This window comes from Microbacterium sp. NPDC089190 (genome assembly GCF_040701795.1).
Classification (GTDB): Bacteria; Actinomycetota; Actinomycetes; order Actinomycetales; family Microbacteriaceae; genus Microbacterium; species Microbacterium galbum.
The window spans coordinates 134,132-148,065 of the sequence record NZ_JBFBHF010000001.1; the positions used below are offsets into that span (position 1 = coordinate 134,132).

Annotated in this window: 9 protein-coding genes; 5 read left to right on the forward strand and 4 right to left on the reverse strand. The window is 73.1% G+C overall.

Annotated features, from left to right (window positions below):
* Positions 1–110 precede the first annotated feature (110 nt).
* From AB0230_RS00690 to AB0230_RS00705, 4 genes are all read left to right on the forward strand, one after another.
* The gene (locus AB0230_RS00690) at positions 111–2,126 is read left to right on the forward strand and encodes a glycosyltransferase family 39 protein (protein WP_366373378.1); all 2,016 of its coding nucleotides are present in this window, start codon (positions 111–113) and stop codon (positions 2,124–2,126) included.
* A 74-nt stretch (positions 2,127–2,200) separates the two neighbouring features.
* Positions 2,201–3,682 carry a DUF3375 domain-containing protein gene (locus tag AB0230_RS00695; RefSeq protein ID WP_366373380.1) on the forward strand — a complete coding sequence of 494 codons (1,482 nt, stop codon included), beginning with the start codon at positions 2,201–2,203 and terminating at the stop codon, positions 3,680–3,682.
* Complete coding sequence (locus AB0230_RS00700; RefSeq protein WP_366373382.1) at positions 3,675–4,439, forward strand: DUF4194 domain-containing protein; 765 nt, start codon at positions 3,675–3,677, stop codon at positions 4,437–4,439. The genes AB0230_RS00695 and AB0230_RS00700 overlap by 8 nt, the downstream gene beginning before the upstream one ends.
* Positions 4,436–7,780, forward strand: coding sequence for an SbcC/MukB-like Walker B domain-containing protein (locus AB0230_RS00705; protein WP_366373384.1), 3,345 nt, complete (start codon positions 4,436–4,438; stop codon positions 7,778–7,780). The genes AB0230_RS00700 and AB0230_RS00705 overlap by 4 nt, the downstream gene beginning before the upstream one ends.
* Positions 7,781–7,822: 42 nt before the next feature.
* Here the strand turns inward: AB0230_RS00705 and AB0230_RS00710 are convergent, their stop codons facing one another.
* Positions 7,823–8,602: a hypothetical protein gene (locus AB0230_RS00710; RefSeq protein WP_366373386.1), complete on the reverse strand. Its 780-nt coding sequence runs from the start codon at positions 8,600–8,602 to the stop codon at positions 7,823–7,825.
* A gap of 260 nt (positions 8,603–8,862) precedes the next feature.
* On the opposite strand from AB0230_RS00710, the gene AB0230_RS00715 reads away from it, so the two are divergent.
* A complete protein-coding gene (locus tag AB0230_RS00715) occupies positions 8,863–10,638 on the forward strand; it encodes a Na+/H+ antiporter (RefSeq protein WP_363392470.1) in 1,776 nt (591 codons plus the stop codon).
* A 122-nt stretch (positions 10,639–10,760) separates the two neighbouring features.
* On the opposite strand, the gene AB0230_RS00720 is transcribed toward AB0230_RS00715, so the two are convergent.
* The 3 genes from AB0230_RS00720 to AB0230_RS00730 all read right to left on the reverse strand — a co-directional run bounded on the left by AB0230_RS00720 (position 10,761) and on the right by AB0230_RS00730 (position 13,812).
* Positions 10,761–11,786, reverse strand: a complete 1,026-nt coding sequence (locus AB0230_RS00720) for a hypothetical protein (RefSeq protein ID WP_366373389.1) — start codon at positions 11,784–11,786, stop codon at positions 10,761–10,763.
* A gap of 155 nt (positions 11,787–11,941) precedes the next feature.
* Positions 11,942–12,610 (reverse strand): response regulator transcription factor, encoded by a 669-nt coding sequence (locus AB0230_RS00725; RefSeq protein ID WP_315993022.1) that lies wholly within the window; start codon positions 12,608–12,610, stop codon positions 11,942–11,944.
* Positions 12,607–13,812 (reverse strand): sensor histidine kinase, encoded by a 1,206-nt coding sequence (locus AB0230_RS00730; RefSeq protein WP_363392476.1) that lies wholly within the window; start codon positions 13,810–13,812, stop codon positions 12,607–12,609. Before AB0230_RS00730 ends, AB0230_RS00725 begins: the two co-directional genes overlap by 4 nt.
* Between the last annotated feature and the right edge of the window lie 122 nt (positions 13,813–13,934).

Sequence of the window (13,934 nt, forward strand, 5' to 3'; positions counted from 1 at the left end):
CCGCACCCGCCGTCCGCGGCTCGGGGCGGACCGGACCGCCCGGAGCGGTCACAGCCCGCTGATAGTCCGGACATACGCGGTGCCGTTGCGGCGGGAGCACTCTTCTCGTCGTGACCTCTCCCGTCGTCCTCGCGCGCTGGTGGCGCGAACCCTGGTGGGCGCGCATCTCGCTGGCGCTCATCGTCGCGGCGTTCGTCGTCCTGACCGGCTGGAACCTCGCCCGTGGCGGCGACTTCTCCTTCTACGAGGCGTCGGCGCGGTCGATGGCGTCGTCATGGCACGCGATGCTGTTCGGCGCATTCGACCCGGCGGCCACCGTGACCCTCGACAAGCTCAGCGGATTCGCGGTGCCGCAGGCGCTCGGCATCCGGCTGTTCGGCATGTCGACCTCCGCGATCGCCCTGCCCCAGGTGATCGAGGGCGTGGTGACCATCGTCGCGTGCGCGGTGCTGGGGCTGCGATCCGGCGGGCGCGGGGTGGGCCTGGTCGCCGCCGCGGCCGCCGCGTCGACGCCCATCTTCGTCTCGATGTTCGCGCATCCGATGGAGGACGGGCTGTTGACGATGGCGCTGGCCGTCGCGGTGGTGTGGTGGCAGCGGGCCGTGATCACCTCCCGGTGGTGGCCGCTGCTGCTCTGCGCGGTGTTCATCGGCATCGGCTTCCAAGCCAAGATGATGTCGGCCTGGTTCGTGCTCCCGGCGCTCGTCGTCGCCACGGTCGTGGCCACGAGCGGTCGCCGCCGCGGCCTCGCACGGGCCGGCGTCGTGACGGGCGCCGCCGTCGCCGCCTCGGTGGCGTGGATCACCGCGATCGCCCTCGTCCCGACGGGTTCGCGCCCGTACATCGACGGCTCGACGGATGACGACGTCTTCGCCATGGTCTTCGGCTACAACGGTCTCGACCGCTTCGCCCCGGGCGCGGTGCCGGGCTCGGTCGGCTCCCCCGCGGCTTCGGGCGGGTGGGGGGCCACGCTCACCGCGCTCGTGCACGCCGTGACGGGGCACGGCGCCGCGGCCGGCGGCGGGGCGTCGTCGTCGCCGACGAAGCTGCTCGAGCTGCCGCTCGTCACGCAGATCGGGTGGCTCTATCCCGCGGCGATCGCCGGCATCGCCCTCGGACTGTGGCGCTGGTGGCCGCGTCGCGAGGAGGGGCGCGTCCGCGGGCGCCGAGCCGATGCCGCACGGCCCGGGGCCGAGGCGACGGCGATCGACGCGCGCGCCCGGTTCGCGCTGGTGGTTCTGGCGGCGGTCTGGCTCGTGACCGCGGCCGTCGTGCTGTCGCTGACGCGCGTCCCGCACACGGCCTATGTCGCCGCACTCGGCGTGCCGCTCGTGCTGCTGACGGCCGTCGCGTGGGGCGAGGGCGTGCAGCTGCTGCGCGCGGAGAGTCGGGGCCGACGCCTGGTGCTCCCGGGTATCGCGCTCGCGCAGGGGGCCTGGTGGGCGGTGCTCGTCACGCAGGCCCGGCTGCCCGGCATCCTTCTCCTCCCGGCGATGGTCGTCGGGGTCGCCGGTGTCGTCGTCGGGGTGGTCGCGGCTCTCTCGTCTGCACGAGGGCGTCGCGTGGCCCCCGCCGCCCTCGCTGCAGCCCTGCTGTGCGTGCCGATCGCGACGAGCCTGCAGGTGCTCGACGACGCGCGCGACGGCAGCGGCGGCGACGCGTACGTGGGCGTCACCGCCCAGAAGAGCGATCCGGACGAGACGTTCGCGGTGTCGAGCCCGGCGCCCTGGGGCGGAAGCGCGGGGCTCACCCCGGCGATGGCGCAGCTCGTCGACACGGCCCGCGCCCACGGCGGCGGGAGCAGCGGTCAGGCCCTGATGGTCACCGACTCGTGGGCGATCTCGGCGCAGATCATCGACGCCACCGGCGCCGACGTGCTCACCGACGGCGGCTACTCCGGCCACGTGCCGGTGTTCACGGTGCCCGCGCTCGAGCAGATGGTCCATTCCGGTCGGGCCCGCCTCCTGGCGGTGGCGAAGGGGGCGCCCGAGTCCGACCCCGTCCGCCACGTCGCGACGGAGCCCGGATGCCGGCAGGTGCGCGGGTGGTCCTTCTCGGCGGCGCACGAAGGCGGCGACGTGAACAAGGTGTCGGGCGTCACGCTGTACGACTGCGAAGGGGCGTGAGAGCGGGCCCAGTCCTGTTCACCCACCCCGTCATCCGCGCGGGCGCGCGGGCCCGCGCCGGTAGACTTCAGCCAGTGACCCGCACCCGAGCCGAAGCCGCCTACCTGCGCTCGGCGACGGCGTTCAAGAACCCCACCCTCGACCTGCTGCACGGGCGTTTCGCGCCCTTCGTGGTGGCCGCCCTGTCGGTGGTGTTCACGCCCGATCGCCCCGCCGTCGCGGTCGCGGACGCCCACGTGGAGGTCGCGGAGGTCATCGAGGAGCTGCGCGCCGCCGGCATCGACACCGACGACGAGCGCCGCATCCCCGCGGGCTCCGCGCGTGAGATCTGCCGCGGCTGGGTGCGCGTGGGCTGGCTCGGCCTGCAGATCGAGGACGACGTCGAGGTCTACCGCCTCTCGGCGCACGCGGTCGGCGCCCTCGAGATCGCCGGTCGTGCCGGCGGCGGCCGCGCCCGGGTCTCGCGCTCGCGCGTGCGCACGCTGCTCGACGCCGTCGAACGTCTCGCCCGCGACGCGGAGAGCGACCCCGGCCGCCGCCGCGAGGCGCTGCTGGCCGAACGCGCCGCCCTGGATGCCGAGATCGCGGCGCTCGACGAGGGCGTCGTCGAGCCGCTCGACGACGACCATCTGCTCGAGGAGGCCGAGAACGTCATCCACCTCGCCCGCGAGCTGCCCGCGGACTTCTCACGCGTCGCGGAGTCGATCACGGCGATGCAGCGCGACGTCGTGGCGGAGCTCCGCCGCGACGTGCGTCCGACGGGCGACGTGCTGCGGGAGTACCTCGAACGCGGGCGGCAGGTGATGCGGGCCACGCCGGAGGGCCGGGCGTTCCAGGGAGCACTGCGCCTCATCGGCGACCCCGAGCACATCGACGACCTCACCGAGCAGCTGCATGCGGTGCTCACCCAGCCGTTCTCGCGCCTCATGACCCCCGAGCAACGGGGCGAGCTCGACGCGATCGCCCGCCGCGTCGAGGCCGGCGTGCAAGAGGTGCTGACCGCCCAGCGGCGCGCGTCGCACGTGATCACCGCCCAGGTGCGCACCCATGACCCGATCCGCGACCGCCAGGTCGACGACCTCCTGCGCGGCGTCATGGCGGGGCTGCACCGCTGGAGTCAGACCCGCGCACCCGGCCGCGTCGAACCGGTGCGGACCCTCCCCCTCGCCGACATCGGCCACCTTCGCCGCTCGGTGAGCGACGTGCGGCCGCCCGGAGCGCCCGAGCCCCTGGCATCCGCATCCGAGACGGCCGACGTCGAGTTCGCCACGGTCGACACGCGTGCCTGGGGCGGACCGCACTACCCCGAGCTCGAGGCGTACGTCGCCGGCCTCGGCGGCGACTTCGATCTCGCCGCGGCCTTCGCGGGCGCCGACGCTGAGACACGGCGCCCCGTCGACCTGGTCGGCCTGCTCGAGATCGTGCACCGGGGCGGCCTCGTCGAGACCGACGAGGTCTCGATCGTGGAGGCCGTACGCCCCGACGGAACGACCCGGCGCTTCGCGTTCGGCGCGGTCCGCGCCCAGAGCCACACAGAAACGGATGCCGATGACTGACCTCGAGTCCTCCCGCGCCGACACCGGCACCGAGACGGACACCCCCGCGTTCATCGCGCCCGTGGCGATGGAGAACGACCCCGACGCGCTCTTCGCCGGCGATCGCGGCGTCCTCGACGCGGACGTGCGCCGCGTGCTCGTGCGGATCCTGCAGCGCCGGTTCCTGCTGGCGGAGTCCTCCCCGACGGAGTGGAAGCTGCTGCTCGCCCACCAGCAGACGATCGAGTCGCGGCTGAACGACCTGTTCGTGCGCCTCGTCGTCGACCACTCCCGCGGGGTGGCCTACAAGGAGCAGGTGCGCAGCGACGAGCTCGACGTGCCGATCCTGCTCAAGGACGAGGCCTACTCCCGCGCCGAGACCCTCGTGCTCGTCTATCTGCGCACGGTGTTCCAGCGGGAGACCACCGCCGGCACCGGGTCCGCCCGTGTCGACGTCGAAGAGGTCGAGCAGACCGTGCTGACCTACTTCTCCGAGAGCGACGGCACGCGCGCGAGCCAGCAGCGCGCCGTGCGCACCGCGATCGCCCGCCTCGACCGCGAGGGCATCATCGAGGAGGAGTCCGAGGGCCGCTACCGCATCGGTCCCCTCATCGAGATCGTGCTGAGCGCCGAGACGCTGCGCGAGCTGCAGCGCTGGCTGGACGAGCAGACGACGGATGCCGCGACGCCGGCGGTGCGCAACGCCGAAGCCGACGCCGACGCCGACGCCGAGGCGGAGCTCGTGGCATCCGGAACGACCGAGGGAGAGCTCCCATGACCATGCTCGAGACCCTCTTCGGGCTCATCCCCGCCGCCTCCCGCGGGCAGCAGTGGGTGGCGGAAGACCTGCAGCTGATCAACTGGGGCGGCTACGACGGGACGCACCGCGTGCGTTTCGCGCCGACCGCGACGCTTCTGTGCGGCGGGTCCGGCTCGGGGAAGTCGACGCTCATGGACGCGTACGTCGCGTTGATGATGCCGCACACCACCCCCTTCAACGGCGCCTCGAACGGCGCGGTCGTGGGGCGCCCGCGCGGACAGGAGCAGCGCAACATCCTGTCGTACGGGCGCGGCAAGCTCGACGAGTCGCGCACCGACGAGGGCACGAAGGTGCGGGTGCTGCGCGGCGACGGCGTCGACACCTGGACGGCGATCGGCATGACCTGGGCCGACCACGACGGCGCCCGCTTCACCGCGGTGCGGGCCTGGTACATCCCCGCGACGGCCCGCACGCTCGACGACGCGGTCAAGGTGCGCGCGACCGTGCACGGCGCGTTCGACCTCCGAGACCTCGAGCGAGCGGCGCAGAGCCACCTCCCCGACGCGGCGGTCCGGGCCACGGGCCTCGACACCCTCGCCACCGACCGCGAATTCTCGGCCCGCCTTCACGCGGTGCTCGGCATCGGCGCGGCGGGGTCCGGGGCGAAGGCGATGAGCCTGCTCGCGCGCATCCAGGCCGGGCAGCAGATCACCACGGTCGACGATCTGTACAAGCGCATGGTGCTCGAGGAGCCCGAGACGCTCGCCGTCGCCGACGCCGTCGTGTCGCACTTCGACGGTCTCGAGGGCACGCGGACGCGCATGCTGGAGGCCCGCCAGCAGGTGCGGGCGTTGCAGCCCATCCGCGCGATGAAGACCCGCATCGACGAGGCCGCGGAACGACTGCGCCTCATCGACGCGCTCGGACGCTTCGGCGACCCCGAGTCGCGTGCCTCGCTCTGGCGCGCCCAGCGCCGCGTCGATCTCCTGGCGGCGGTCGAGACCGAGCTGCGCGAGCGCACCCACGCCACCGACGCCCTCGTCCGCGAGCGACAGGCTCTGGCGGATGCCGCCGAAGCCGAGCGCGAGGGACTGGGCGACGTGCTGCGCGCGGCCGGAGGCGACCAGCTCGACGCCGCCCAGCGCGAACAGCGTGCGCTCGAGCGGCGGCTCGCCGGGATGCAGCGCGACCGCGAGAGGTTCGACGCCGCCCTGTCTGTTCTGCACACGGAGGCGACCTCGGAGAAGCAGTTCGGCGCGCTGCTCGCCGAAGCCCGCGCCACCCTCGGCGATACTCTCGGCAAGAGCGCCGTGCGCGACGCGTTCGTCGCCGCGAGCAGCCGGCACACCGACCTGCGCCAGCAGCTCTCCGCCCTCGAGGCCGAGCACCGCCGCACGCAGACGCGCGACGACAACATCCCCCCGCGCCTGCACGAGGCGCGCGAGGCGCTGGCCGAGGCCGCCGGTCTCACCGCCGCCGACCTGCCCTTCGTCGCCGAGCTCGTCGACGTCCGCACCGAGTTCGAGCCGTGGCGCGGGGCGTTCACCCTCGCCCTCGGGGGCTTCGCGACGACCCTCCTCGTGGATGCCGCGCACCTGGCATCCTTCCGTGCCGCCATCGACGGTGTGCGCCTGTCGGAGCGGCTGCGGTTCGAGGGCGTGTCGACCGACCTGCCCGAGCGCACCGGGCTCGACCCCGCGACCCTGCCCGGACGCCTCGAGTACCGCCGCTCCCCCTTCACCGGCTGGCTGCAGGACCGCATCGAGCAGCAGTTCGCGTTCGTCTGCGTGGATGCCGCCGCCGACCTGGCGCAGCACCGCCTGGCGCTCACGATCTCGGGGCAGACGAGTCAGGGCTCCCGCGGTGCGCACGGTGGATCGGTCCGCCAGAGCGTCCTGGGCTTCTCGTCCCGCGTGCGTCTGACCGAGCTCGGCGAGCAGATCGTCACGGTGCGTCGCGACCTCGCCACCGCGAAGTCGGCGGTCGACGAGGCCGCTGCGGCCCTCGACGCGTTCGACGAGCGGCGCAGCGCCCTCGAGAAGATCGCCGATCTGTCGTGGGACCAGGTCGACACGGCATCCGTCGAGCACGACCTCGAGCGCTGGAACGAGACGATTGTCGAGGTGACCGCGGGCAACCCGCGCATCGCCGAGCTGCAGGAGCAGATCTCCGGCACGCGCGCCCGCGCGGCGCGGCTGCGCGAGGAGATCGGGGCCGCCAAGACCGAGCAGCAGGCGCTCGCCGCACGCTGGGCCGAGGTCACCGACGAGGTGGATGCCGCGAACGAGCGCCTGGAGCGGGCGGAAGACGCCGCGATGACGCTGACGGTCGACGAAGCCGCGTACCTGGACGGGCTGTTCGTCGCGCCCTCCGACGACGCCTCCCCCTCGCAGCTGCTCTCCCGCTTCGACGCCGCCCTCGAGTCCGCCTCGAAGCGTCTGCTCGAGGAGCAGCGCGCCGCCCAGGAGACCTGGAGCGATCAGCGCGAGAGCCTGCGCCGCACCCTCACCGCCTTCACCGACCGGTGGCCGAGCCCGAACCTGCTGGCCGACCCCGACGAGTCGCTCGGCGACTTCGAGCGCATCCTCGCCGACCTCGAGGCGAGCGGCCTGCACGAACTCGAGGCGGAGTGGCGCGACTCGCTGCTGCAGCTGTCGGGCAACGACCTCACGAACCTCGACTCGGCGCTCACGCGGGCCCTGCGCGAGATCCGCGAGCGCATCGCGCCGATCAACGACATCATGCAGGATCTGCCGTTCTACGACGACGACCACCGCCTGCAGATCGTGCCGCGCGAGAACCAGTCCGAGGTGCGGCGCCGTTTCCGTCGCGAGTTGCGCGACGTGCGGGCGGCGATCGACGCGGCATCCACCGACGACGAGCGCGAGGCCGTGTACGGCCGCATGGCGCGGCTGATCGGCCGGATCCGCCCCACCGCACCCGACTTCGCCGACCTCGTCGACGTGCGCAACCACGTGCGCGTGAGCGCCGAGCGTTTCCGCGCCGACACCGGCGAGCACGTCGCCCTCTACGACCACATCGGCGAGAAGTCCGGCGGCGAGTCGCAGGAGCTCATCGCGTTCATCGTCGGCGCGGCCCTGCGCTACCAGCTCGGGGATGCCGGATCGGAGCGTCCGCGGTACGCCCCGGTGTTCCTCGACGAGGCCCTCATCAAGGCCGACGCACACTTCACCAAGCGCGCGATCGGGGCGTGGCGCGGTCTCGGTTTCCAGCTCGTCATCGGCGCTCCGAACGACAAGTACAGCGCGATCGAGCCGCACGTCGACGTCGAGTACGACATCCTCAAGGACACCCGGGGGCGGTCGTGGGCGAAGGCGAAGGTGGGCGTCGCCGGCTGACGCGAGCGGCGGCGCCTCGGCTCTCGCGGGCGCAGCGCGCGCTCATCCCTCACGGGCGCGGAGCGCGTCGTCGACGCCGCGGAGGACGGCGGGTCCGGGGCCGTTCAGCTCCGCTCGCGCCGAAGGGACATCGCGGAAGTACCGCACCACCGTGGCGACCTGGTTCGGGTCCGAACCCAGCGCCAGCATGGGCGCTTCGATGCCGGGTCCCCGTGCGTCGGCGACGAGCCGGAGCTTCGCGACCGGTCCCGTGCCCACATCCACCTCGGCGAGCTCGTCCCAGGTCCAGTCGATGCGGCCGCGACCACGAATACCTGTGAGCCCCTCCACCGTCACGTGGAGGCCGGCCGCCTCGCGCAGCCGCACGGTGTTCACGACGATGATGCCGAGGCCGAGCAGTCCGAGCGCAGAGGGCGCGCGCGTGAGCAGGAACGACGGCATCGTCACCAAGTCCGCCACGTCGACAACGATCTGCGCGACCGCGGGGAGCAGCAGAAGGCTCCCGAGCACGAACGGCATCGCCGTCGCGGCCGGGGCAGGGCGGAACCAGATGCCGGATGCCGACTCGTCGATGCGCACCACCCTCTCCCGCATCGTGCGGAGGAGCAGGTTCAGGCAGCCCGCGACGCCGAGGAGGGTGACGGTCGACGCACCCGTCACGAGGCGCAGCCCGGGTCGGCCGTCGGCGACCGCCATGACACCGGGCAGCACGGCGAAGAGCACGACGACGACGACGAGCCACGCGGGGCGTCGGCCGTTCGGGAAGACGGGCACACGCGCCTCCGCGGACGCCAGTCGAGGCGAGGTCGTGACGACACCCATCACCACGCTCCCCCGTCTCGTCGGCGCGATCGCGCCATCGGCCGATCGCCCCGTTCCTCCGCCAGAGTATCGAAGACGAGAACAGCTGCCCCTTCGATGCTCCTCCGCACCCTCCACGGCATGCTCATCCGGGACCGGTCGCTGAACGCGGCTACGCCGTCGTCGAGAGCGAGCCGCCCCGACCGGCGCGAACACCCCCTCGGGAATGTCCGGGCCCTTCTCTACGCTGAGTCCTGAGGGCATGGCGAAAGGCGGCACGGATGCAGGGACTCGAGATCACGGTTCTGCTGGGCCTCGCGATGCTCGTGGGCACGGTGCTGGCGCCGCGACTGCGCGTCGCGACGCCCCTGGTCCTCCTCGTCATCGGCCTCGCCCTGGGCTTCATCCCCGAGCTCCGTCAGATCGAGCTCCCGCCCGAGACCGTGCTGCTGCTGTTCCTGCCGATCATGCTCTTCCGTGAGGCGTGGACCACGTCCCTCCGTTCGGTGCGCCGGTCTCTGCGCTACATCATCCCGATGAGCACGCTCCTCGTCGTGGCATCCGCGTTCGCCGTCGCCGGGGTCGCGACGCTGCTGGGCGTGCCGTGGGAGGCCGCCCTGGTGCTCGGCGCGGCGGTGGCACCGCCCGACGCCACGGCGGTCGCCGCGCTCGGGCGCCTGCTGCCCGCCAAGACCTTCATGAAGCTCAAGGCCGAGAGCCTGACGAACGACGGCACCGCCCTGGTCCTCTACGCGATCGCCGTCGCGCTCCTGCTGGGCGACCAGATCACGCCGCTGCAGATCACCGGCATGGTGCTGCTGTCGTACCTGGGCGGAGCGGCCGCGGGGATCGCGGTGGCCGCTGCGGCGTTCTTCGCCCTGCGACGGATGCAGTCGACCCTGACGATCAACCTCACCATGGTGCTGGTCCCGTTCGTCTCCTTCCTGATCGCCGAGCTCATCGACGCCTCGGGGGTGCTGGCGGTCGTCTTCGCGGGCCTCATCATGGCCTGGGTGTCGCCGCGGATCACCACCGCGATGTCGCGGAGGGCGGCGGATGCCACGTGGCCCTTCGGCGTCTACCTCCTCAACGGCGCGCTCTTCGTGCTCATCGGCCTCGAGGTGCAACTCGTGCTGCACGAGATCTCGGGGTCGGAGATCGGCATCCTGCTCATCGTGACGGTCGCCGCCTGGATCGCCCTGTTCGTGGTGCGCTATCTGTTCCAGTGGATGTTCTCGCCCTTCTCGCGACCCGCCGCGGGATCGTCGCGGTCGCTCCGGCACCGGTCGCGGGTCGTGAGCACCGTGGCCGGGTTCCGCGGAGCCGTGTCACTGGCCATCGCCCTGTCGGTTCCCGTCACCACGGCCGCGGGCGACCCGGTCGCGGGACGCGACGCGATCGTCTTCGTGACGGCGGGCGTCATCGTGCTCACCCTTCTCGTGCAGGGACCGCTTCTTCCCGCGGTCATCAAATGGGCGAAGCTGCCGAACGACGATGCGGCGATCGAGGAGTACGAGCTCGCCGAACGCGCCATCTCGGGAGCCGCCCTCGCCGCCCTCGACGACCTCGCGGTCGAACACGGCATCAGCGATCGGGTGCGCGACCGCGCGCGGCGTGAAGGCTACGAGCGTCTCGAGCTCGCGAACGCGCGGGCCGTCGCCCGGCAGCGCGCCATCGAGGAGCGCGACCTCGCCGAACTCGACGCCTCTCTCGACGACGACGGCTCGGCGACCGGACCCGTCCCCCCGGACGGTCACGAAACCGACCGGCGCGGCGACGATCGCCGGGTCGACGACGGGGACGCGGCGGGCACGGCCTTCACCGGGCCCCTCCGGATGATCGCCGTCAGCGAAGACATCGACGTCACGCAGCGCTCCCCGCTGCTGCGTCACAAGGAGGCGCAGAGGCTGCGGCTCGCGGTCCTCGACCGCAAACGCGAAGTGCTGCTCCGGCTGCGCCGCGAGGGCACGATCGACGACCTCGTCGCACGCAAGATCCTCGCCGGCCTCGACCTCGAAGAGATCCGCACCCGCGGTCTCGAGAAGGCGGGCGAGTAGCCGCGCCGAGGGGAAGCGGCCCTTCGGTGAACGGGCGGCAGCGCTCGTCAGCGCCCCCGCAGACGAGGGCGTGAGGGCATCGGTCTCCGGTCGCGCCTGACCGGTGTTCCGCTCCGTGGGGATCAGCGGCGAGGGACCCCACCCGAGCGGAGCGCCGCGGACGCCGCCTGATCGCGCGCGAGCACATCGTCGCCGCCGCGACCGCGAGTCTCGCGCGCCGACAGCCCCGCGTCGGTCAGCCGCCGGCGCAGGCCCGACGGCAGTGTGGGCAGCGTCGTCGCCATCCCCGCGGGCCGATGGGAGAGACCGAACAGCAGCACGAGCCCGGGGCCGTCCACCGGCCGTAGCTCGACGCGGGTCGGCGCCTCGCTCGCCGCCCAACGGAGCGACCGGAGCTCGGCGAGACCGAGGTCGACGATCGGTGCGCCTCCCGGCATCCGTTCCACCACCATCCGATCGGCGGTCACCCGCACGCGCGCGTCGACGGTGCGGGAACGTGCGATCAGCAGCAGGCCGCCGTAGACGGGCAGGCCGACGAGCCAGCCCAGGACGATGACGATGAGCAGCGGGCTCATGCGCATCGCGACATCGGAGAACCCGACCACGAAAGCGATCAGCGCGCCCCCGCCGCCCCCGATCAGGATGCCGAGCACGAGCCGATACGTCGACAGCCGCAGCGGCACGACCGGCAGGCGCAGCTCCCACACGTCTCCGCTCCGCTCCCACTCGGGAGTCACCAGCCGTGCCGCGCGCCGAGCGGAGTCCGCGCGGACGAGACCGGACACCCGCCCGATCAGGGTCAGCCAGACCCATCCCGCGGCCGGGACGGCCGCGTAGGACGCCGCCGTGACGATCGCCGCATCGACCGGAGCCGGCGCCGCGTGCTGCGTCAGCGCGTACAGAGCCACTCCGGCGGCCGCCGCGAGGCCGATGTGCAGCGAGAACGAGAGGGCGAGCGAGCGCAGGGTCATCAGCGCGCGGACGACCGCGTGCGCGACGAGCCAGCCCGCGGCGAGACAGAGGAGGAACCCTCCGAAGTCGAACGCCGTGCCCAGCAGGGGCACGGCCGCGAGACCGCACACCACCGCCCAGACCAGCGGATGCCCGAGCGCACCACGAACCCCGATGAGGCGTCGCCCTCCGCTCATGCGATCCCCCGCTCGTCCACGCCGACCCACCCCGCCGGTGTCACGATCCTACGAGGACCCGTGCGCCGACCCCGGCGGACCCGTCGGAGAGCGATGAGCCGCCCCGCCGCGCGCCCCGACGACATCCGCGCGGGCGACGATCGTGACGGTGGCCGTCACTCCCCCGGGACCAGCAGCCCGCTCTCGTACGCCGCGATCACCAGCTGCGCGCGGTCGTGCGCACCGAGCTTCAGCATCGTGTTCTTCACGTGGGTCTTCGCCGTGTGGGGGGAGATGAAGAGGGATGCCGCGATCTCGTCGTTCGACCGCCCGCGGGCGATGTGGCGCAGGACTTCCCGTTCCCGGTCGGTCAGCACGTCGAGCGACGGCGCCTCCCCCGCGACCGGCGCTGCGCGCCGCACGTACTTCTCGATGAGACCGCGGGTCGCCGCGGGCGACAGGAGCGCGCCCCCGTCGTCGACGGCGAGCACGGCGTGGATGATCTCCTCCGGCTCGGCGCCCTTGCCGATGAAGCCGCTCGCTCCGGCGCGCAGCGCTGCGACGACGTAGTCGTCCTCCTCGAACGTGGTGAGGATCAGCACGCGGGTGTCGGCCAGCGCCGGGTCGGTGCAGATACGGCGGGTGGCCTCGATGCCGTCCATGCGCGGCATCCGGATGTCGCACACCACGACATCGGGGCGAAGCGCCTGGGCGAGCGCGACGGCCTGCTCGCCGTCGGCGGCGTCGCCGATCACCTCGATGCCGTCGGCCGCGTCGAGGAGGTCGCGCACCGCGGCACGGATGAGGGCCTGATCGTCGACGACGATGACGCGTGTCGGGCTCATGCGGAACCTCCGGGTCGAGCAGTCGGGCGGGGGGCGGGCACCGGCAGACGCGCGGCGAGACGATAGCCGCCGGGCGCCGGTCCCGCGTCGAGGCGACCGCCCGCCGACTCGACGCGCTCCCGCAGGCCGATCAGGCCGAAGCCCGACGGGGAGGGCTCGGCGGCGGCCTCCTCGGGGCGGAAGGGGTTGGTGACCACGACCTCGAGATCGTCGCCGTCACGACGCAGCAGCACGTGCACGCGACGGGCCGTGCCGTGCTTGAGGGCGTTGGTCAGCCCCTCCTGCACGACGCGGTAGGCGACGATGTCGACGCCGAGGGGCAGCACCTCGTCGGGGTCGCGCTCGTCGCGGACGGCCGCATCCCACCCGGCGACGCGCACCGACTCCACGACCGCCCCGAGGCGCGCGAGCCCCGGTTGGTCGCGGGCGTCCACGTCGTCGGGGGTGCGCAACACGGCCAGCATCGAACCGATCTCGGCGAGCACGTCGCGTGAAGCGGTGCGGATCGTGGCGAGCGCCTCGCGGGCCTTGTCCGGGCGGGTGTCCAGTGCCGAGCTCGCCACTCCGGCGTTCAGGCTGATGACCGAGATCTGATGGGCGACGGCGTCATGGAGGTCGCGGGCGATGCGCAGGCGTTCTTCGCTCACGCGGCGCCGCGCTTCGGCCTCGCGCGTCTGCTCGGCGCGTCGGGCGCGCTCGAGAACCGCCGCGACGTACGCGCGGCGGGAGCGCGCGGCATCTCCGATCGCTCCGGCGAGCGCGACGGCGAGGCCGACCTGAAGGAACCGCGTGTCGAGCCCTGTCATGAGGCCGATGACGATGCTGGCGCCGACGAGCCCCACCACCCCCGCGATGGCCACGGGCGCGGCCTCCCTGCGCCCGACGCGGTCGGCCATCCCGTAGGCCGCGATCGCCGTCGCCAGCGCCGCCCCCGGCGCGAGTGTCCCGAGCACGAGGGCTCCCACGAAGATGGCGATGCAGACGACGAAGACGAGACGCGGCCACCGGCGGCGCAGCGGCAGCAGCAGCGCCGGCAGCACGATGAGCACGTGCACCAGGGGGCTCGACGGCCGCAACTCGGGGAACGGGACCGGCGCGAACGAGGGCACGACGACCAGCACGGCGATGACCACGTCGACGAGCCAGGCGCGCCCCGCCGGCACCAGGCGCGGCGGCGTGTCCGTGGCCGGGTCGGGTCGCATCCTCCCAGTGTGGACTGCTCACTCCCCCGCGGGTATCGCCCGCACGGGGCATTCGCGGAATACCCCCGCGGGGGGAGTCGCCCACCCCGCGCGAGCGACGCGGAGCGGTGCGCTCGCGAGCG